At 73.7% G+C, this 20026-nt stretch carries 16 protein-coding genes and 1 riboswitch; of the genes, 14 read left to right on the top strand and 2 right to left on the bottom strand.

Annotated features, from left to right (window positions below; all coding sequences use genetic code 11):
- Positions 1–162: 162 nt before the first annotated feature.
- Together ACFWFR_RS04015 and ACFWFR_RS04010 are read left to right on the top strand one after the other, a co-directional pair.
- Positions 163–1143, top strand: coding sequence for a LacI family DNA-binding transcriptional regulator (locus ACFWFR_RS04015; RefSeq protein ID WP_377621357.1), 981 nt, complete (start codon positions 163–165; stop codon positions 1141–1143).
- A gap of 68 nt (positions 1144–1211) precedes the next feature.
- Positions 1212–1331, top strand: a riboswitch (SAM riboswitch).
- Between the two features lie 523 nt (positions 1332–1854).
- The gene (locus tag ACFWFR_RS04010) at positions 1855–2502 is read left to right on the top strand and encodes a nucleotidyltransferase domain-containing protein (protein ID WP_377621349.1); all 648 of its coding nucleotides are present in this window, start codon (positions 1855–1857) and stop codon (positions 2500–2502) included.
- A 131-nt stretch (positions 2503–2633) separates the two neighbouring features.
- On the opposite strand, the gene ACFWFR_RS04005 is transcribed toward ACFWFR_RS04010, so the two are convergent.
- The gene (locus tag ACFWFR_RS04005; protein WP_377621347.1) at positions 2634–3287 is read right to left on the bottom strand and encodes a chitinase; all 654 of its coding nucleotides are present in this window, start codon (positions 3285–3287) and stop codon (positions 2634–2636) included.
- 89 nt (positions 3288–3376) lie between these two features.
- Entirely contained in the window at positions 3377–4447 is a 1071-nt protein-coding gene (locus ACFWFR_RS04000) for a hypothetical protein (protein WP_377621345.1), read from the bottom strand.
- Between the two features lie 71 nt (positions 4448–4518).
- On the opposite strand from ACFWFR_RS04000, the gene ACFWFR_RS03995 reads away from it, so the two are divergent.
- From ACFWFR_RS03995 to ACFWFR_RS03940, 12 genes are all read left to right on the top strand, one after another.
- Complete coding sequence (locus ACFWFR_RS03995; protein ID WP_377621343.1) at positions 4519–4980, top strand: hypothetical protein; 462 nt, start codon at positions 4519–4521, stop codon at positions 4978–4980.
- Positions 4981–5257: 277 nt separating this feature from the next.
- Positions 5258–6298 (top strand): LacI family DNA-binding transcriptional regulator, encoded by a 1041-nt coding sequence (locus tag ACFWFR_RS03990; RefSeq protein WP_377621342.1) that lies wholly within the window; start codon positions 5258–5260, stop codon positions 6296–6298.
- A gap of 77 nt (positions 6299–6375) precedes the next feature.
- Positions 6376–7263 (top strand): carbohydrate ABC transporter permease, encoded by an 888-nt coding sequence (locus ACFWFR_RS03985; RefSeq protein WP_377621340.1) that lies wholly within the window; start codon positions 6376–6378, stop codon positions 7261–7263.
- A gap of 4 nt (positions 7264–7267) precedes the next feature.
- Complete coding sequence (locus tag ACFWFR_RS03980; protein WP_377621338.1) at positions 7268–8095, top strand: carbohydrate ABC transporter permease; 828 nt, start codon at positions 7268–7270, stop codon at positions 8093–8095.
- A 71-nt stretch (positions 8096–8166) separates the two neighbouring features.
- On the top strand, positions 8167–9453 hold the full coding sequence (locus tag ACFWFR_RS03975; protein WP_377621336.1) for an ABC transporter substrate-binding protein: 1287 nt from the start codon (positions 8167–8169) through the stop codon (positions 9451–9453).
- A gap of 106 nt (positions 9454–9559) precedes the next feature.
- A complete protein-coding gene (locus ACFWFR_RS03970; RefSeq protein ID WP_377621334.1) occupies positions 9560–10738 on the top strand; it encodes an ADP-ribosylglycohydrolase family protein in 1179 nt (392 codons plus the stop codon).
- A complete protein-coding gene (locus ACFWFR_RS03965; RefSeq protein WP_377621332.1) occupies positions 10735–12117 on the top strand; it encodes an ADP-ribosylglycohydrolase family protein in 1383 nt (460 codons plus the stop codon). The genes ACFWFR_RS03970 and ACFWFR_RS03965 overlap by 4 nt, the downstream gene beginning before the upstream one ends.
- Positions 12114–13067 carry a ribokinase gene (locus ACFWFR_RS03960; protein WP_377621330.1) on the top strand — a complete coding sequence of 318 codons (954 nt, stop codon included), beginning with the start codon at positions 12114–12116 and terminating at the stop codon, positions 13065–13067. The genes ACFWFR_RS03965 and ACFWFR_RS03960 overlap by 4 nt, the downstream gene beginning before the upstream one ends.
- Entirely contained in the window at positions 13064–15253 is a 2190-nt protein-coding gene (locus ACFWFR_RS03955) for an SUMF1/EgtB/PvdO family nonheme iron enzyme (RefSeq protein WP_377621328.1), read from the top strand. The genes ACFWFR_RS03960 and ACFWFR_RS03955 overlap by 4 nt, the downstream gene beginning before the upstream one ends.
- Positions 15250–16458, top strand: a complete 1209-nt coding sequence (locus ACFWFR_RS03950; RefSeq protein WP_377621326.1) for a CaiB/BaiF CoA transferase family protein — start codon at positions 15250–15252, stop codon at positions 16456–16458. Before ACFWFR_RS03955 ends, ACFWFR_RS03950 begins: the two co-directional genes overlap by 4 nt.
- Positions 16455–17285, top strand: coding sequence for an HpcH/HpaI aldolase/citrate lyase family protein (locus ACFWFR_RS03945; RefSeq protein ID WP_377621324.1), 831 nt, complete (start codon positions 16455–16457; stop codon positions 17283–17285). Before ACFWFR_RS03950 ends, ACFWFR_RS03945 begins: the two co-directional genes overlap by 4 nt.
- Before the next feature lie 151 nt (positions 17286–17436).
- On the top strand, positions 17437–19974 hold the full coding sequence (locus ACFWFR_RS03940) for an alpha/beta hydrolase-fold protein (RefSeq protein WP_377621322.1): 2538 nt from the start codon (positions 17437–17439) through the stop codon (positions 19972–19974).
- The last annotated feature ends 52 nt before the right edge of the window (positions 19975–20026 follow it).

Here is a 20026-nt window from a genome sequence, read left to right as displayed (position 1 = left end):
GTCGTACCCCAGCCCGTCGACGCCGTGCGCGAGGACGGTCGCGGAGCCGCGCACGACGCCGCGCCGGGGGCTGTGCGCGACGCCGCGCCCGGGGCCGGCCCGCAGCCTGCACGCGAGAGGCGAGCGGCGCCGTCGGGCAACGGGGCGAAGCGTCGCCCCACGATCCGCGACGTCGCCGAGGTCGCGGGCGTCTCGCGCGGCACCGTGTCGCGCGTGATCAACGGCGGGCACTGGGTCTCTCCCGACGCGCTCGCGGCGGTCAACGAGGCGATCCGCACCACGGGGTACGCCGCGAACCAGCACGCGCGCAGCCTCGTGACGGGGCGGTCGAACTCGATCGCGTTCCTGCTCACCGAGCCGCAGCACCTGCTGTTCGAGGACCCCAACTTCTCGATCCTGCTGCGTGGCGCGGCCGAGGAGCTCGCGAAGCGCGAGATGCCGCTGCTGCTCATGGTCGCGGGAACTCCCGAGGAGCGTCGCCGCATCGGCGGGTACGTCGCGGCGGGGCACGTCGACGGCGTCCTGCTCATCAGCTCGCACCAGGGCAACCCGATGCTCGCCGAGCTGCTCAAGCAGAAGGTTCCGACGGTCGCCTGTGGTGTGCCGCTCGGGTACGAGGGGCGCGTCGGGTACGTGGCGGCCGACGACCGGGCCGGGGCGCGCACCATGACGCAGCACCTGCTCGACTCGGGGCGCACCCGGATCGCGACGATCACCGGGCCGCTCGACACGCCCGGTGGGACGCTGCGGCTCGACGGGTACCGCGACGCGCTGGGCGACCGGTTCGACGAGTCGCTGGTCGCGCACGGCGACTACTCGCGTGAGCGGGGTCGGCTCGCGATGGCCGAGCTGCTCGAACGGCGCCCCGACCTCGACGCGGTCTTCGTGGCGTCCGACCTCATGGCTGCGGGGGCGCTCGTCGCGCTCCAGGCCTCGGGGCGGAGCGTCCCGGGGGACGTGGCCGTGGGCGGGTTCGACGACTCGGGGGTCGCGGCTTCGCTCCACCCGGCGCTGACGACCATGCGACAGCCGTTCGAGCGCATCAGCGCTGAGATGGTGCGGCTGCTGCTCGAGGTCGTCGAGGGGCAGGAGCCTGCGGCGATCACGCTGCCGACGTCGCTCGTGGTGCGGGACTCGGCCTAGGCGAGTTCCGAGGTCGGGGTGCCCGGGGTGATTTGTCCTTGTGTGTCCTGTCTGGCAGGGTGGGCACCGGTCACGAGCGACCGGTGATACGCCCTCCGCGTGCCGGTCCGGCAACCGCGTTCCCGCGCACGGTGCCTCTGAGGAAGACCCGCCCGACCCGGCATCCGGGCCTTCGGGAAGTGCGAGGTCGAGGTCACGTTCGTCGTGGCCTCGACCCTTGCCCGGAAGCTGTCCCTGCACCGTCCCTGCGCCCTGTGCCGCCGTCCGGTGCTGACGCCGTCATCCACAGCTTCCCTGCGCCCGCTGTCCGAGCCGTCTCGAGCCGCCATGATGTCTGGACGCCACTCGTTCGAATGTGCGGAGCGTGCAGGACAGTGCCGTACGGTCCAAGCGGTCGGGTGGTCCGCGCGGTCGGGCTGGTCCGTACGGGGCACAGCGCGGCGGGTGGGGTGGGTGCCGTGGACAGGGTCAGCCCGGTTGGGCGGTCGGTCGGATGATGAAGCGGAACGTCGGGGAGGGGGAGGTGGTGTTTTCTCTGTAGCCACCACAATTGTTGTGGCTACAGAGAAAACACAACCTCCCCCGGGGGGCTCGAGGGAGGCCGGGGCCAGCGGAGAGTGAGCCACATCGTGGGATCGGCGGGCAAGGCCGGAGGCGCGGTGATGACCGGCCCGCAGGCAAGAGGTCAGACTGAGTACTAAGGGGGAGCAGATGGACTGGAGCAGTCCGGTCTCGGCGGTCGTGCCCGGGCTCGAGGGGCCCGTCCTGCGTGCGCTCTGGAACCGTCAGGGCGAGCTCACGGGTGGGCAGGTGCATCGCGTCGCGCACGCCGGATCACCGGAAGGCATCCGCCGCGCCCTCGGACGGCTCGAACGGCAAGGGATCGTCCGCCGGCGGACCATCGGGTCGACGAACTACTACCGGGCCAACCGCGACCACCTGTGCTGGCCCGCGATCGAGGCGCTCTTCGACGCGCTGCACCCCTGGCGCGAGCTGCGCCGACGCGTCGACGACCTGCTCCACGACGTCGTGCGGGACGAGGACCTCCGCCGGGCGATCGGCGTCGCCGTCGTCGGCTCGGCCGCTCGTGGCGACGGCACCGCGGCCGACGACCTGGACCTCCTCGTCGTGGTCCCTGACGACCTCCCGACGTGGATCGCCCACGAGCTCGCCGACCAGCTGCACCGCGACGCACGAGCATGGACCGGCAACCAGGTGGACGTCCACCTCCGCACGATCGCGTGGCTCGAGGCCGAGCGTGACCGCCCCGGAGCCCTCGAGCGGTGGGCGCACGACGCCGAGCAGGTGTTCGGGCCGCCCGTGCACGAGCACCTGCCCCTCGTCGTCCTCCCCGACTGACTGCTGGCGGGCAGGCACCGCCGCCGCGCGTCCCCGCGGCCGAGACCAGCCCGCTCCGCACCTGCCCGCGCCGAGCCGTGCCGACCCGCACCCGACGGCGGAGGGTGAGCCCCGCCGTCGGGCGACGGACCTCAGCAGGTCAGGTTCTCGCCCGTCGTGGTGCCCAGGAGCTCTGCGAAGCGGCGGAACAGCGCGACCCGGTTCGCGACCTGGCGCGGGTTGCCGCCCTCGCACTCGAGCGGGCCGTTGATCGCCCGGATCGTCTCGCGAAAGCCGTGGTCACCGACGATCGCCTCGTGGCACGTCATGGTGCCCTCTCCCGGCTGCGTGTTCCAGTACCAGAGAGCCGTCTTCCAAGCCACGGTCGCGTCGGTCTCGACCAGGAACGGATCGTTCAGCAGGTCGATGCCCAGGGCGTCGCCCGCCGCCTTGTAGTTGAAGTTCCACGAGAGCTGGATGGGCCCCTTGCCGTAGTACGCGTCCTGTCCCGCAGGGCAGCCGTACGGCTGCGACGGGTCGCAGTAGTGCGAGTACACGGTCGTGTCGAGCTCCCTCACGTGCAGCAGCCCCGTGCTCTCGTGGCTCACGTTCGCGAGGAACGCCGCAGCCTCACGCGCTGCGATCACCGGCCCGCCCGACGTCGCGAACTCCGGGTACGCCTCGGTCGCCGCGACCAGGCCCTCGTACGTGTAGAACGGGTTGCGGTCCGGGAACATCTCCTCGAACTGCGCCTCCGTCACCACGAAGCCCGTCGCGATGCTGCCCGTCGAACCTGTCTCAGCCATGAGCCACCCTCTCGTCACTGGTCCGACGGGCCGCGGGGTCACGGCTCGACGACGAGCCGTCGACGGCCGGTCGGCGTTCAGCGGTCACCCTAGGGGACCGCCGCAGGCTCCTCGGCATCGGTGTGCAGAGCGCTCCGGGACAGGTCGTCCGGCGTGGTGCTGCCCGCGTCCGCGGCCGGCTCCCCGCCCGCGTCGGCAGCCGACTCTCCGCCCGTCGCGCGGTAGACGAGAGCCGCGAGGAGCCCTGCCGACCAGCCGAGGACGAGGGGCCAGAAGAGGCTCGCCTGGACCGAGGACAGTGCCAGGTTGACCGTCGTCGAGCGCAGCTCGCCCACCGCGAAGGCCATGACCGAACGAGTCGCGGCGGCCACCGAGGCCGCCGCGATCGCGACGAACCAGACCGCGAGCACCAGGCTCCAGCGGCTCGCACGCGGAGGCAGCCGCCGGGTCGCGAGCCACGTGCCCCCTGCGACGACGAGCCCCACGAGCACCCCCAGACCCATCTCGAGCGGCTCGACCACGGGCCTACCCGTCGTGAAGCGCCAGGCCATCGCGCCCGAGGTGACCTCGGCCAGCAGGTCGACCGGGCCGCGAGCGCTGCGGTGCCACACGAGCCACGACCCCGCGGCGCCGACGCCCGCCCAGACGAGCGCCCCCGCGCCGCCCGCGACGAGCACCGTCGGGTACGCACGGGCTCGCAACGGCTTGCGCGCGCGACGCGTGGCCGGGAGCGAGGACGCGTCGCGCCGGCTCGTCAGGCTCAGTGTGCCGACGACGACGAGCCCGACGAGCCACCCCGCGCCCAGCCCCCACGAGCTGCCGTCGAACGACGCCGTGAGCAGCAGGAACGCGGGGTTGTCGGGGGAGGGGAACGTGACGTCCGCGACGACGTCGGCGACCGCGCCCGCGGCCCCGCCCACGACGACCCCGAACCAGGTCCCGAGGAGCACGGCCCACGTGCCGGTGCCGCGAGGAAGGCGTCGCGTCGCGAGATAGGTCATCGCGACGACCACCGCGCCGGCGAGCAGCCCCGCGAGGACCGTCTGCCCCTCGAACGGCGCGTCCGCAGAGCGGTTCAGCAGCGCGCTCCCGACCCACAGGACCGACGTGAGGAGGCCGGCGACGAGGACGACAGGTTCTCGGCGTGACGTCATCGGCATCCCGCGAGGGTAACGGACGCAGATGGCCCTTGCGGTTGCCGGTCGGGCCGCCCGCCCGGATCGTGGGAGACATGCATCTTGAGCGTGGCACCTCCCGCTTCGCGGTCGACGTCCTCGTGCGCTCGCTGGCGATCGGCACCGCGGCCGGCAGCCGCGCCTCGCTGGGCGTCGCACCGGCCCTGCTCACCTCGTCGGCCACCGGTCGGGGGATCACCGTGGCCAAGGTGGTCGCGGGGCTCGGGATCGTCGGTGAGGTCCTGGGCGACAAGCTGCCGGGCGCCGGGTCGCGCCTCGAACCGCCAGGACCTGTGATCCGCATGACGTCCGGTGCGATCGGGGCCCTCGTGCTCGCCCGCCGGGCCGAGGCCGGTGTGCTCCTGCCCGTGCTCCTGGGGGCGGCGGGAGGCGCGGCCGGGACCTGGGGCGGCGCGGCGTGGCGGGCCGCGTGGGTCGGGAAGGGCCCGGACTGGCCCGCAGCTGTCGCGGAGGACGTCCTCGCGCTCTCGCTCGCGACGTTCGCGGTCCTGCGCTGAGGCGCTCGTTCCCACGCCCGACGCCGGAGCCCGCCTTCCTGCGGAAGGTGACGCCCGCCGTCGGGCCGGGCCCTGAGGAAGGTGGGTCCCGCCGTCGGGCCGGGCCCGTGAGGACGCCCCACGGGTGAGGAACCGCCGGGCCGGTTGACACCTCCGGAAGCCGCGTGCAAGAGTGCCTCCCATCCGGAAACGTTTCCAGCATGTTTCGCACCGTGAACTTGGAAACGTTTCCAGAACGAGAGCCCAGCACCACCTTCGACGGAGAGGGAAGAAACCGATGGCGTCACGTGCAACGTTGAACGAGGTCGCCGAGCGCGCAGGGGTGTCGCTCGCCTCGACCTCCCGAGCGCTGCACGGGTCCGGCGCCAGCAAGGCCATGGTCGAGCGCGTGCGCGCAGCCGCCGACGAGCTCGGGTACAGCCCCGACGCGGTCGGGCGCTCGCTGCGCATGCGGCGCACGTTCCAGATCGCCTTCGCGGTCGCCGACATCGGCAACCAGGTCTACGTCGAGATGATGTCGGCGATCCACGCGGTCGTCGCCCCCTACGGCTACCGGGTCGTCGTCACGACGACCGGTGACACCGCGCAGTCGACCACGGACCTCGTGCGCAGCCTCGCGAGCGGCATGGTCGACGGGATCATCCTCAGCCCCCTGCGCATGAGCGAGGAGCTGGTCGAGGAGATCCGGCAGTCCGCGGTGCCCGTCGTGGTCATCGGCCGCTCGCTCGGCGCGCGCGGCATCGACTCGGTCTCGACCGACTCGGCCGGCGGGATCGGCCAGGCCGTGACGCACCTGCTCGGCATCGGCCGCCGCCGCATCGCGTTCCTCAACGGCCCCCTCGACACGACCCCCGGTGAGGCGCGCCAGCGAGGCTTCGACGCCGCGGTCGCCGCCCCCGGGTTCTCCGCGGAGCGCGTCGACGTCGAGATCGCCGAGGACTTCACGGTCGCGGCCGGGCTCGCCGCAGCGACCAGGCTCATCGAGCGCGGCGCGGCCGACGGCGGCCTCGACGCGATCGTCGCCGCCAACGACCTGCTCGCGATCGGCGCCATGCACGCCGCGCGGCAGAGCGGCCTCGACGTCCCGACCGACCTCGCCGTGACCGGCATGGACGACACCGAGATCGGCCGCGTCTTCTACCCGAGCCTCACGAGCGTCTCCCTGGGCTCGGGCGAACGTGGTCGGCGCGCTGCGCAGATCATGCTCGGCCTGGTCGAGGGCACCGCCCAGGAGACCCGGCACGTGGACGTGGGGCCGACGCTCCTCGTCCGCGAGTCCACCCGCCCGACCGACGCACTCGACGGAGAGAAGTCATGACAGCGTCCACCGTGGAGGCCGCCCCCCGGCCCTCCACCCCGACACCCCCGCGGCGCAGCACGCGCAGGACCGGAGGGATGGTCCGCGCGAAGCGGCGCGAGGCCATCGCCCTCGTCATCCCGTCGCTGCTCCCGATCCTCGTCCTGAGCGTCGCCCCGCTCCTGGTCGGCGTCGGGCTCGCGTTCACCGACGCGCGCCTGGTCCGCAACCCCGAGTACACGTTCGTCGGGATGGACAACTTCGTCCGTCTGGCCGACAACTCGTTCTTCTGGGACTCGTTCCGGATCGGCATGATCTGGGCCGTGTCCGTGACGCTGCTCCAGCTCGTCGCGGCCATGGGGCTCGCGCTCCTGCTCAACTCCGACCTCAAGCTCCAGGGCCTGACCCGCGTCCTCGCGCTCATCCCGTGGGCCATGCCGCCGGTCGTCGTCGCGATCATGTGGCGGATGATCTACTCGCCCAACGCGGGGCCGCTCAACGCGTTCCTGGGGAGCATCGGGCTGCCGGACGACATCAACTGGCTCGCGGACTTCTCGACCGCGCTGCCCGCCGTGATCGTCGTGGGCATCTGGGTCGGCATGCCGCAGACCACCGTGACGCTGCTCGCGGGACTCCAGCAGATCCCCGACGAGCTCCACGAGGCCGCAGCGATCGACGGCGCCAACGCGTGGCGCCGCTTCACCGCGGTCACGCTGCCCAGCCTGCGACCGATCATCACGTCGATCACCTCGCTCAACTTCATCTGGAACTTCAACTCGTTCTCCCTGGTCTACGTGCTGACCGAGGGCGGACCGGGCGGCCGCACCATGCTGCCGATGCTCTACACGTACCTCGAGGCGTTCAAGAACAGGAACATCGGCTACGCGGCCGCCATGGGCGTCGTGCTCGTGGTCGTCGTCGTCCTCCTGCTCGCGATCTACCTGTGGTCCCAGTTCCGCCAAGACCGCGACAGCACGGGGAAGTGATCTGATGCGTCATCTCGTCCGGCCGGCCCAGTACGTGGCGCTGTGCTTCTACATCGTCTTCCTCGGCTTCCCGCTGCTGTGGCTCATCTCGGCCTCGCTCAAGTCGTCGGGAGAGCTCAACTCGCTCAGCGTGAGCCTGATCCCGCAGGACCTCGACCTGAGCAACTACTCGGCCGCGCTCGAGCGCCAGGGGCTCGTGCGCTCGGCGTGGAACTCCACGGTCGTCGCGCTCGTCTCCACGGCGCTCGTGCTCCTGATCGCGCTGCCCGGCGCCTACGTCCTGGCCCGGCTCAAGGGCCTGGTCCGCGGGATGGGGGTCGGGTGGATCCTGGTCAGCCAGGTGTTCCCCGTGATCCTCATCATCCTGCCGCTGTTCCTCATCCTGCGGACCATCGGCCTGACCGACAGCCTGGTCGGCCTGACCCTGGTGCACACGACCTACACGCTGCCCTTCGCGCTGTGGATGCTCCAGGGGTACGTGAGCTCGATCCCGATCGAGCTCGAGGAAGCGGGCTCGATGGACGGGGCCAGCCGGCTCACGGTCCTGCGCACGATCGTCTTCCCGCTCCTCATGCCCGGCGTCGTCGCGACCGCGATGTTCAGCTTCGTCTCGTCCTGGAACGAGTTCTTCTTCGCGCTCGTCCTGCTCCAGTCGCCCGAGAACTACACCCTGCCGATCACGCTCAAGATGTTCATCGGCGGCGAGGGCAAGGTCGCGCTCGGCCCGCTCGCGGCAGGAGCCGTGCTGGCCGCGATCCCCAGCATCGTCTTCTTCTCCATCATGCAGAAAAGGCTCACCGGCGGACTCCTGTCCGGTGCCGTCAAGGGGTGAGCGCAGTGCGCGCAGACCCCCGCGGAAACCACCTCACCCGCACGACCCCCACGCCTCAGAAAGGCAGACACATGAAGACTCGTGGTGCGTCCATCGCCGCATGCCTCACGATCGGCACCCTGTTCCTCACCGCTTGCGGAAGCGGCGGGGACGGCGACGCCGGTGGGGACTCCGGTCCGATCACGCTGAAGTTCCAGTCGCTGTCCGACCAGCCCGCGGCCATCGCCGCGACCGAGAGCATCGTCTCGGACTGGAACGAGGCCAACCCGGACGTCCAGGTCGAGATCGTGCCCGCAGGGTGGGACGGCATCTACGACAAGCTCATCACGCAGTTCAACGGTGGTGCGGCGCCGGACATCATCCACTACGAGGCCGCGAGCATCGTGCCCTTCGCGGCGGACGGCTACCTGGCCGACCTCACCGAGCACATGTCCGACGAGTTCCGCTCGGACGTCCCCGAGGGGATCCTCGACGCGGTCACGGTCGACGGCAAGATCATCGCGTACCCGACCGAGCTCCAGTCCTACATGGTCTTCGCGAACAAGACCCTGCTCGACGCCGCGGGCGTCACGATCCCCACGGGCGAGACCATGACGTGGGACGAGATGCGCGCCATCGCGCAGGCCACGACCAAGGACGGCACGTACGGCCTGGGCTGGGGGCTCAAGAGCCCCACCGCGGCGTACATGGCGCTCGCGCCGGGCTTCGGCGGCACCTACTTCGAGGGCAGCGGCTCGGACGCCACGCTCACGGTCGGCGAGGGCGAGATGGCGGTCCCCGAGCTCGTGGACGCCATGGCGTTCGAGGACAAGTCGATCCTGCCCGTGACGCTGAGCCAGACGGGGTCCGAGACCCTCGCGACGTTCTACGCCGGGCAGGTCGCGATGACGATCCAGGGCTCGTTCCAGGCCGCGAACATCGCGACCGACGCACCCGAGGGCTTCGACTGGATCGTGCTCCCGCCGCTCGAGGGCTCGGAGGGCGCCGAGCAGGCCGCCAACCCGCAGACGCTGTCCGTGAACATCGACTCGGAGCACGTCGAGGAGTCCGCGGAGTTCATCGAGTTCTTCACGCAGACCGAGAACCTCGCGGCGCTCAACGAGGCCGACGCGCTCATCCCCGCGACGACCTCCGCGCAGGAGGCCCTCGCGGCCAAGCTCGGCACCGAGAACGGCTGGGACGTGATCCTCTCCTCGGGGCAGCACCTCGTCTCCGCGCCGTACCTCTTCGTCGACGCCTACGCGCAGTGGAAGGACACCGTCGCGACGCCGGCCTACCAGCGCTTCCTCGCGCAGGAGATCGACGCCGACGGCGTGGCCACCGAGCTGACGACCGGCTGGGAAGAGATCACGAAGTAGTGCACGACCCCGTGCGGACGGGCGGCAGCCCGCCCGTCCGCACGGACGACGACCACGGGGGGCCACGAGTCGCCCGAACGCAGAACGACGAACAGGGAGTGACCTGGTGAGCTGGCTGGACGAGAAGGCAGTGGCGGTGATCACCGGCGCAGCCGTCGGCGACGCGCTGGGCGGGGCGACGGAAGGTTGGACGCCGGAGCAGATCGAGGAGCGCCACGGCGGGCGGGTCACGGGCATCGTCGGGCCGTACTACCCCAACTGGCAGGACGCCCGCCCCATCGCGCCGTACCACAAGGGCGACGGGCACATCACGGACGACACCCTCATGACGCAGGCGCTCGTCGAGGTCTACGCCAAGCGCCGCGCGCACCTCGACGCGTACGCGATGGCGGAGGACCTGGTCCCGCTCATGATCGGCGAGCCGCGCTGGGTCCCCGAGCTCGAGTCGACCGTCCTGCTCCTGCAGCGGGTCTTCCTCGCCGAGAAGTGGATCGTCGCGCGCCTGCACTACGGGCACGTCGACCCCCGCGAGGCGGGTGTCGGGAACATCATCAACTGCGGCGCGGCCATGTACGTGGCCCCCGTCGGGCTGGCCAACGCGGGCGACCCGCGCGGGGCGTACGCCGAGGCGATCGACCTGACGGGTGCGCACCAGGCGAGCTACGGCCGCGAGGCCGCGGGCGTGTTCGCCGCGATGGTCGCGGCGGCGGTCGCGCCCGGCGCGACGCTCGAGGACGTCGTCGCGGCAGCGCTCGACGTCGCGCACGACGGGACGCTCGCCGCGCTGCGCGCGGTCGTCGACGCGTTCGACGGCTGGACCACGGTCCCCACGACCGACGAGGAGGAGCGCGCCCTGGCCCGCACGATCCGCGAGGTCGTCGCACCGTTCGACTCGGTGGGCCCCGAGTATCGGCAGATGTCGATGGACGCCCGTCGTCCCTCGCGCACCAAGGCGATCGAGGAGCTGCCCGCGGCGCTCGGGTTCGTCCTGGGCCACCGCGGCGACTTCCGCGGGGCCGTGCTCGGAGCGGTCAACTACGGCCGCGACGCCGACTCGATCGCGGTCATGGCCGGGGCGATCGCGGCCGGGCTCGGCGGGACCGAGGTCGTGCCGGTCGAGTGGCTCGACGAGATCGAGCGCGCGAGCCGGACCGACGTCCGGGCGACCGGTCGTCTCATGGGCGAGGTCGCGGGCGACATCCTGCGTGCGGACCGCGAGGCCGCCACGGCCCGGCTCCTGGCCCTCGACGAGATCGAGGCCGCGACGGTGGGAGCGCCGGCGTGAGACTCACCTGGGCCCAGCCCGAGGACCTCCTCGCGCACGAGCTCGTCCAGTCGGCGACCGAGGGCAAGGACGTCGCGGGCGTCGTCGAGCGGTGGACGACCGCGGGCGGCGAGGTCGTCCCGGCGGTGAGCGGCGCGGGCCCCGTGCCCGCGCCCCCGGCGCTGCGCGCCCTGGCGCGCGAGCTCCTCGACGAGCTCGACGCCCTGCCCGCGGCGCCGGCCCCGCACGAGCCGGACGGGTGGGCGCAGATCGCCGCGCTGCTCCCGGCGTCCCCGGTCCTGCCCACGGTGCCCGACGACGAGCACGCCCGCCGCGTGCACGGCGCCTGGACCGGGCGGTCCGCCGGGTGCCTGCTGGGCAAGCCGGTCGAGAAGATCCCGCGTCAGGGGATCGAGGAGATCCTGCGGGCCACGGGCCGCTGGCCGCTCACGACCTGGTTCACGGCCGTCGGCCTCCCCGAGGACGTCGCGGCGCGCTGGCCCTGGAACCGGCGCAGCGCCCCGACGTCGCTCGAGGAGAACATCGACGGGATGCCCGAGGACGACGACCTCAACTACCCGATCCTCGCCCTCGCGCTGCTCGAGAAGCACGGCACGGGCTTCACGACCGACGACGTCGCCCAGCTCTGGCTCGACAACCTGCCCGCGGGGCGCGTCTTCACCGCGGAGCGCGCGGCGTACCGCAACATCCTCGACGCGCGACCCGTCCCCGAGACCGCGACCCACCAGAACCCGTTCCGCGAGTGGATCGGCGCGCTCATCCGCACCGACGTGCTCGGGTGGGTCGCACCAGGCGACGTCCGGTCCGCCGCGTACCTCGCGTGGGTCGACGCGCGCCTGAGCCACACGCGCAACGGCGTCTACGGCGCCATGTGGGCAGCGGCGCTCGCCTCCGCGTCGATGGTCTGCACCACGGTCGACGAGGTGCTCGACGCCGCCCAGACCGTGCTGCCCCCGGACAGCCGGATCGCCCACGCGGTGCGGCTCGGCCGCGCGGCGGCCGCCGAGCACGGCGACGTGAGCGCCGGCCTCGACCGGATCCACGCCGCGTACGGCGACCTGCACTGGGTCCACGTGCTCAACAACGCGGCCGTGATCGCGTACGCGCTGGCGAAGGGCGCGGGCGACTTCGGGTCGAGCGTCTCGATCGCGGTCACCGCGGGCTGGGACACCGACTCGGCCGCCGCGACCGTGGGCGGCGTCGTCGGGGCGCTGCTCGGGACCGACGGGATCGGCGCGGCGTGGACCGGGCCGATCGACGGTCGCATCGCGACGTCCCTGCCGGGCGGCGAGCAGCGCATCGACGACCTCGTCGCGCGGACGCTCGCGCTGCGGCTCACGGAGCCCGTGGTCGCGGACCTCGCGAGGGCCGACGCGTGATCGCGCGGCACGCGAGCGGCCCCCGCCGGGGGAACGTCGTCGTCGTCGGCTCGGCCAACGTCGACCTCGTCGTCGACGTCCCGCGCCACCCCGGTGGCGGCGAGACGATCCTCGGCGGCGACCTGCGTCGCAGCCCCGGCGGCAAGGGCGCCAACCAGGCCGTGGCCGCGGCCCGCGCGGGCGGCGCCGACACGTCGTTCGTCGGGGCGCTCGGGCACGACGAGTCGGGTGAGCTGCTGCTCGCCTCGCTCGACGGGGCGGGTGTCCGCACCGACCTCGTCGAGCGTGTCGAGGCTCCCACGGGCACCGCGCTCATCACGGTCTCGCCCGACGGCGAGAACGCGATCGTGGTCGCCCCGGGAGCCAACTCGCACGTGCGCATCGGGACCGCGCAGGCCGAGCGGCTCGGTGCGGCCGACGTCGTGCTCGCCCAGCTCGAGATCCCCCTCGACGTGGTGCTCGCCGCCGCGGCGGTCCGCCGCCCCGGCGCGGTCCTCGCGCTCAACGCGGCGCCGTCGCGCGACCTGCCCGACGAGATGTGGGCCGTGCTCGACCTGCTGGTCGTCAACGAGCACGAAGCCCTCGACCTGGCCGGTGCGGCCAGTGCGGCCGCGGCGGACGACACCGTCGAGCGCCTCGCCATGATCCTCCTCGAGCGCGTGCCCGCGGTCGTCGTGACGCTCGGCGGCGCGGGCTGCCTCGTCGCCCAGCGCGGCGCGGACCCCGTCCGGGTCGCCGCCCCGCGCGTCGACGCGGTCGACACGACCGGCGCCGGCGACACCTTCTGCGGCGTCCTCGCCGCAGCCCTCGCGGGCGGGTCCACCCTCGTGGACGCCGCCCGGACCGCCTCGTTCGCGGGCGCCCTGGCCGTGACCCGGCCGGGGGCCCAGGACGCCGTGCCCACGGCCGACGAGGTCACCACCTTCGCCCACCCGGAGCCGCAGCCATGAGCTACACGTTCGACCCGCTCGTCCCTCGCCCCATCGACCTCCCGACGCTCGTCCCGCTCGACGGCGCCACCGGTGCCGCACCGGACCTCGCCGCGCTCGACGAGGCCAAGATCTTCGCGGCCCCCGACGACCCCGCCGCGTGGGCCGCCTGGCGCGAGCGCCTCGAGGCGTGGCGCACCGACGCGCGCGAGCGCCACGGCTTCACGGGCGCGGTCTACGAGCGACCCCAGGCCGCCTGGGCCGCGAGCTGCTTCACGATCGCGCAGGTCTGGCTGTGGGACGAGCTGCTCTACTCGTTCGAGGAGAGCTGTTTCACGCCCGAGCGGTTCCTCGCCGACGCCCGCGAGCGCTTCGCGGACCTCGACGCGGTGGTCCTGTGGCACGCGTACCCGGTCATCGGGATCGACGACCGCAACCAGTGGGACTTCTACCGCGACGTGCCCGGCCTGACCGGCCCCGACGGCCTGGTCGCGACCCTGCACGCCGCGGGCCTGCACGTGTTCGTCGACTACAACCCGTGGGACACGGGCACGCGCCGGGGCGAGGACGACCTGACCGAGCTCGCCGCCGTGGTCGCGGACCTCCCGGCCGACGGCGTCTTCCTCGACACCCTCAAGAAGGCCGAGCCCGAGCTCGTCGAGCGGCTCGAGGCCGCCCGCCCCGGCATCGTGCTGGAGGGCGAGTCGAAGCTCGCGGTCGAGCGCATCGAGGACCACTCGTCGTCGTGGGCGCAGTTCTTCGCCGACTCGTCCGTGCCGGGGGTGCTGCGCGCGCACTGGTACGAGCGTCGCCACATGCAGCACCACGTGCGCCGCTGGAACCGCGACCACACCGACGAGCTCCAGTCCGCCTGGATCAACGGCGTGGGCGTCATGGTGTGGGAGGTCGTGTTCGGGGTGTGGGTCGGGTGGAGCGAGCGCGACGCCGCGACCCTGCGCCGCATGGTCACCGTCCAGCGCGCCGCGAAGGACCTGCTGCTCGACGGCGACTGGACGCCGCTCACCGACCTCGCCCCCGAGGCGCGCGAGGCCGGCGTGCACGCGTCGCTCTTCTCGCACGACGGCGTCTCGCTGTGGACCCTGGTCAACCGTGGCGAGCAGGACTGGACGGGCCCGGTCCTCACCGACGCGCCCGCCGGTCGCCTGGTCGACCTGACGGGCCTCGCGACGGCCACCGCCCCGACCGGCGCGCCGGTCGCCCCGACCGGTTGCCTCGTCAGCGTCGACGGCGCCACCACCTCTCCCGTGGTCCTCACCTCTCCCGTGGTCACGGTCCCCGGCCGCGGCATCGCCGCGCTCCTGCACGTCGCCCCCGGCGCCGTCGAGCCCGACTGGCTCCCGGGCCTGGTCGAGGACATGCGTGGGCATGCGGCGAGCCCGGACGCCCGGTTCCCGCACCGCCTCGCGCGCCGCGTCGTGCCCAGGGCCCCGGCCTTCCGGCCCGACGCCGCACCCGCCGCCGCTGCCACCGGGCCCGACGACGCCGGCGCACCCGCGGCCGAGCCCGCCGCGGTGGCGACCCCCGCACCCGAGGCGGGCGCCGTCGTCGTGCCTGCGGGCCCGTACGTCCTGACCGTGCGCTACCGCGCCCGGGAGACCGGGATGTACCAGGGCGCGCCCTACGTCGAGGAGTGGAAGCCCCTCTCGCCCCGCCTGCACGACCCGCGCACGCTCCAGCGCGACGGCGAGCTCGCCGCGCCCGTCGCGGTCGCGGCCTCGGAGGTCACGAACGACCAGTTCGCGGCGTTCCTCGACGCGACGGGCTACCGGCCCGCGACCTCGCACCGGTTCCTCGCGCACTGGGTGGACGGCCGCCCGCCCGCGGCGCGCGGGGGCGAGCCGGTGACGTTCGTCGACCTCGACGACGCGCGCGCCTACAGCGCGTGGCGCGGGGGCCGGCTCCCGAGCGAGGACGAGTGGCAGCTCGCGGGCGAGACGGGCGGCCTGCTGCGCGGGACCCCCGTGGTGTGGAACTGGACCGAGAGCGAGCACAGCGACGGCCGCACGCGCTACGCGATGCTCAAGGGCGGCTCCGACCACGAGTCGACCGGTTCCGAGTGGTACTTCGACGGCGGCGTCCAGCGCCCCGAGTTCAGCGCCAAGCTGCTCCTGCCGGGCCTGGGCCTCGCGCGCAGCTCGAGCATCGGCTTCCGCTGCGCGTGGACCACGGACGAGGTGACGGCATGACGGTCTCGCGCAACCCTGCGGACGGCGCGCTCGCGGGCCTCAAGGTCGTCGACGCCTCGACGCTCTTCGCCGGACCCATGGCGGCCATGCACCTGGGCGACATGGGTGCCGACGTGATCAAGGTCGAGCACCCCACCAAGCCCGACCCGTCGCGCGGGCACGGCGCCTCCAAGGACGGCGTCAACCTCTGGTGGAAGACGCTCGGGCGCAACAAGCGCACCGTGACCGTGAACCTGTCGAGCGACGGCGGGCGCGAGGTCTTCCTGGCGCTCGCGGCCGAGGCGGACGTCGTGATCGAGAACTTCCGCCCCGGGACCCTCGAACGCTGGGGCCTGGGCTACGACGAGCTCTCGGCCCGCAACCCGCGGCTCGTGCTCGCGCGCATCAGCGGGTTCGGGCAGGTGGGGCCGTACCGCTCGCGTCCCGGGTTCGGCACGCTCGCCGAGGCCATGAGCGGCTTCGCGGCCATGACGGGCGAGCCCGACGGACCGCCGACCCTGCCGCCGTTCGGCCTCGCCGACGGCGTCGCGTCCCTCGCGACCGCGTTCGCGGTCATGGTCGCGCTCCAGAGCCGCGAGCGCACGGGCCGCGGTCAGGTCGTCGACACCGCGATCATCGAGCCCATCCTCGCGATGCTCGGCCCGCAGATCACCCGGTGGGACCAGCTGCGGACCGTGCAGCCGCGCACGGGCAACCGTTCGGCCAACAACGCGCCGCGCAACACGTACCGGACGCGCGACGGGCAGTGGGTCGCGGTCTCGACGTCGGCGCAGTCGATCGCGGAGCGCGTCATGCGCCTGGTGGGGCACCCCGAGGTCATCGACGAGCCGTGGTTCGCGGTGGGGGCCGAGCGCGCGCAGCACGCCGACGAGCTCGACGCGGCCGTGGGCGGATGGATCGCCGAGCGCACGCGCGACGAGGTCGTGGCCGCGTTCGAGGAGGCGCAGGCCGCGGTCGCGCCCATCTACGACGCGCAGGACATCGTGAGCGACCCGCAGTTCCAGGCGCTCGGCACGCTCCACGAGATCGAGGACCCCGAGCTCGGCCCGATGCTCATGCAGGGCCCGCTCTTCCGGCTGTCGGACCACGACGGCGTGATCGGGTTCACGGGTCGCGCGCACGGCGCCGACACCGACGAGGTGCTGGGCGAGCTGGGCTTCGACGCGGCGCGGGTCGCCGCGCTCCGCGAGGCGGGGGCCGTATGAGCACCCCGCCGCTCACGCTGCTCTACGCGCCGGCCGACCGCCCGGACCGGGTCGCCAAGGCGCTCGCGACGACCGCCGACGTCGTGATCGTCGACCTCGAGGACGCCGTCGCCGCGTCCGGCAAGGAGGCAGCGCGCCGCGAGGCCGTGGCGCTGCTCGCCGGGACCACGCGCCGGGTCCAGGTGCGCGTCAACCAGCGCGGCACGCCCTGGCACGCCGACGACGTCGCGGCGGTCGCGATGCTGCCCCTCGCCGTGGGGGCGCGCGTGCCCAAGGTCGAGTCGGCCGCCGAGGTCCGCGAGCTCGCGACCGCGCTGCCCGGGCGCGAGCTCCACCTGCTGATCGAGTCGGCGCTCGGGGTCGAGCGCGCGTTCGAGATCGCGTCGGCCTCGCCCCAGGTCGCGTCGGTCGGCCTGGGTGAGGCCGACCTGCGCTCGGACCTGCGCGTGGACGACGACGGCGCGCTCGCCTGGGTGCGCAGCCGCCTCGTGGTCGCGGCGCGGGCCGCGGGACTGCCGTCGCCGTCCATGTCGGCGTACACGCACGTCAAGGACGTCGACGGGCTCGTGGCCTCGTGCCGCGCGGGCCGCGCGCTCGGCTTCCTGGGGCGCACCGCGATCCACCCCGTCCAGCTCGACCCCATCCGTGAGGCGTTCCTCCCGAGCACCGAGGAGGTCGACCGGGCGCGCGAGGTGCTCGACCGCGTCGGCGCCGCGGCGGCGCGCGGGGTCGGGGCGATCGCGCTCGCGGACGGCACGTTCCTCGACGTCGCGATGGTCGAGCGTGCGCGCTCGGTCCTCGCGGTCGCGGGGGAGTCCACGGCCTGAGCGCCGCTCCCTGCGAGGGCCGCCTGCGCACCGGCGCGCGGGCGGGCCGCCTGCTCCACCTGCATGCACCGAGGTACCTCGCACGAACCGTCGTACCCGCACGAACCGAAGAACCGCTCGGCCCCGATCACGCTTCTCGAAGGAGAGAACCATGACCTCAGCCCTCCCGGCGACGCCACCGCGCGTCCCCCGTTCGCGGCGGCGCATCGCCGCCCTCCTGGCCGGGGTGGTGGGAGCGGGCGGCGCCGTCGTCGGGCTGCCGCTCGTCGCGGCCGGGCCGGTCGCGGCCGCCGAGCAGGGCACGCTCGTGCCCGGCAGTGCGCCGTCCGAGGCGCTCGGCGCGGGAGGGGCCGTCGACTACACGGTGTACCTCCCGCCGGGCTACGACGAGGACGCCGAGCAGCGCTACCCGACCGTCTACCTGCTGCACGGGCGGGGCGACACGCAGGCCGCGTGGCAGCGCGTCGCGACCGACCTCGACGAGCTCATCGCGACCGAGGCGATCCAGCCGATGGTCGTCGTCATGCCCGACGCGCCCTGGAACGACCGGGGGAGCTGGTACACCGACTCGGCGTACGAGGGCGCTGACGGTGCTGGACCCGACGGCGGCACCGGTGCAGGATTCCAGGTCGAGACCGCGCTCACGCGCGACCTGGTCGGGCACGTCGACGCGACCTACCGGACCGTGGCCGACCGCGAGGCGCGCGCCGTGGGCGGCTACTCGATGGGCGGGGCGGGCGCGCTGCGCCTGACCCTCGCGCACCAGGACGAGTTCTCGGCAGGGATCGTGCTGAGCCCCGCGGTCTACGTCCCCCAGCCTCCTGCGGACTCCTCGGTCCGTGACCACGGGGGCTACGGCGTCGGGCACGAGCTGTTCTCGGCCGAGCGGTACACCGAGCTCTCCTACCCGGCGGCGCTCGCCGCGCTCGACCCGGCCCTGCCCGTGCACCTGTTCGTCGCGGTCGGCGACGACGAGTGGGCCAACCCCGACCCCGCCGAGGCGAGCCATGACATCGACTTCGAGTCGGCCCGGCTCTACAACACCGCGCGCCGCGTGCCGGGAGTCACGGCCGAGCTGCGGGTCATGAACGGGGGCCACGACTGGGACGTCTGGCAGCCCGCGTTCCGCGAGGCGATCGTCGACGTGTCCTCGCGCCTGCGCACCGAGCCCACCGTTCCGTGGGACGCCGAGCTGCTCGGCTCCGCGGGGGACGACCGCGCGGGCGGCATCCTCCCCCTGCCCGACGGCGGCACGACCGTCGCCCTCAACCTGGCCGGGGCGTGGGCCGGGTCGCAGCCCGCGGGCGGGCTCGACGTCGTGCTCGCACGCCGCGACGCGGACGGGGCCACGCTGTGGCAGCACCCGATCGCGACCCCCGCGGACGAGCGCGCGTACGGCGTGGTCGCCGGACGGTCCGGGACGACCCTCGTCGCCGGGTACACCAAGGGCGACCTCGACGGGAAGCACGCGGGCTCGACGCGCGACGACGGGTTCGTCGCGGCCGTGACCGCCGCGGGCGAGCGCGCCTGGACGCTCCAGACGGGCGACCCCGCTGCGGCCGACCGCTTCTACGCGGTCTCGCCCGACGGGGCCGGCGGCGCGTACGTCGCGGGGTACACGAGCGGCACCGTCCCCGGCGGGACGAGCGCGGGGGACAAGGACGCGATCGTCGGACGGGTGTCCGCGACGGGCGAGCTCCTGTGGCTCCGCCAGGTCGGCGGGCCGGGCGAGGACAAGGCCCTCGCGGTCGCGCCCGGGCCCGACGGGTCCGTGTACGTGGGCGGGGTCGCGGGGCAGGGTATGCCGGGCGCGCAGGCGGCCGGGGCCAACGACGGGTGGGTCGCACGGTACGACGGCGCGGGCGAGCTCGTGTGGCTGCGCGGTGTCGCGACGTCGGCCAACGACCAGGTCAGCGGGCTCGTGGCGCGGGCCGACGGGTCGGCCGTCGCCGTGGGGCACACGCGCGGCGCGCTCGGCGGGGCGTCCGCGGGCGACAACGACGTGTTCGCGCGGGCGTTCGACGCCCGCGGCGAGGTCCTGTGGACGACGCAGACCGGCACGGCGACCGACGACCGCGGCGTGACCGGCGTCGCGGGTGCCGACGGCACGGTGCTGGTCGCGGGCACGACGTACGGGGCTCTGGGCACCCCGGTCGGCGGCGTGGACGTGTTCACGCTCGCGCTCGCGGCCGACGGCACGCCTGGGACCGTGACCCAGCTCGGGACGAGGGAGCGCGACGGGGCCGACGAGTGGGACGACGCGAACCTGTTCGCCGCGACGGTCCCGGGGACGGACGGCGCGTGGTTGAGCGGTCTGACGTTCGGGGCGCCGTTCGGCGCGGTGAACGCCGGGGCCGGGGACGTGTTCGTGACCCGGGTCGACTTCGCGACGGGGCCGGGCGTGCCCACGACCGCGGTGGGCGTCGAGGCCACGGCGCGCTGCGTCGCGGGCCGGGCGCAGGTCTCGGTGCGGGCGCTCAACGGGGGCGACCAGGCGGTCGACCTCGAGGTGTCGACGCCGTTCGGTACCAAGACGTTCGTGGGCGTGGCTGCGGGCAAGAGCGCGCAGCAGACGTTCGCTACCCGGGTGAGCGAGATCGAGGCCGGCGAGGTCACGGTCACCGTCCAGGAGCCGGCGGGGCCGGTCGAGGTCGTCGCTCGGTACGCGGCGACGGACTGCGCGGCCTGACGGTCGCGCGCTCTGCCCGCCCGACGGCGGAGCTCACCTTCCGCAGGGAAGG

The organism is Oerskovia sp. NPDC060287 (genome assembly GCF_042726775.1).
GTDB lineage: Bacteria > Actinomycetota > Actinomycetes > Actinomycetales > Cellulomonadaceae > Oerskovia > Oerskovia merdavium.
This window is presented reverse-complemented; position numbering and strand designations above follow the sequence as displayed.

What these genes read in the sequence shown, in the direction of transcription:
- ACFWFR_RS04005 (WP_377621347.1), bottom strand. Translation starts at nt 3,287, where the DNA reads ATGGCTGAGACAGGTTCGACGGGCAGCATCGCGACGGGCTTCGTGGTG.
- ACFWFR_RS04010 (WP_377621349.1), top strand. Translation starts at nt 1,855, where the DNA reads ATGGACTGGAGCAGTCCGGTCTCGGCGGTCGTGCCCGGGCTCGAGGGG.
- ACFWFR_RS03985 (WP_377621340.1), top strand. Translation starts at nt 6,376, where the DNA reads ATGGTCCGCGCGAAGCGGCGCGAGGCCATCGCCCTCGTCATCCCGTCG.
- ACFWFR_RS03940 (WP_377621322.1), top strand. Translation starts at nt 17,437, where the DNA reads ATGACCTCAGCCCTCCCGGCGACGCCACCGCGCGTCCCCCGTTCGCGG.
- ACFWFR_RS03980 (WP_377621338.1), top strand. Translation starts at nt 7,268, where the DNA reads ATGCGTCATCTCGTCCGGCCGGCCCAGTACGTGGCGCTGTGCTTCTAC.
- ACFWFR_RS03950 (WP_377621326.1), top strand. Translation starts at nt 15,250, where the DNA reads ATGACGGTCTCGCGCAACCCTGCGGACGGCGCGCTCGCGGGCCTCAAG.
- ACFWFR_RS03945 (WP_377621324.1), top strand. Translation starts at nt 16,455, where the DNA reads ATGAGCACCCCGCCGCTCACGCTGCTCTACGCGCCGGCCGACCGCCCG.
- ACFWFR_RS03995 (WP_377621343.1), top strand. Translation starts at nt 4,519, where the DNA reads ATGCATCTTGAGCGTGGCACCTCCCGCTTCGCGGTCGACGTCCTCGTG.
- ACFWFR_RS03955 (WP_377621328.1), top strand. Translation starts at nt 13,064, where the DNA reads ATGAGCTACACGTTCGACCCGCTCGTCCCTCGCCCCATCGACCTCCCG.
- ACFWFR_RS03975 (WP_377621336.1), top strand. Translation starts at nt 8,167, where the DNA reads ATGAAGACTCGTGGTGCGTCCATCGCCGCATGCCTCACGATCGGCACC.
- ACFWFR_RS04000 (WP_377621345.1), bottom strand. Translation starts at nt 4,447, where the DNA reads ATGCCGATGACGTCACGCCGAGAACCTGTCGTCCTCGTCGCCGGCCTC.
- ACFWFR_RS03990 (WP_377621342.1), top strand. Translation starts at nt 5,258, where the DNA reads ATGGCGTCACGTGCAACGTTGAACGAGGTCGCCGAGCGCGCAGGGGTG.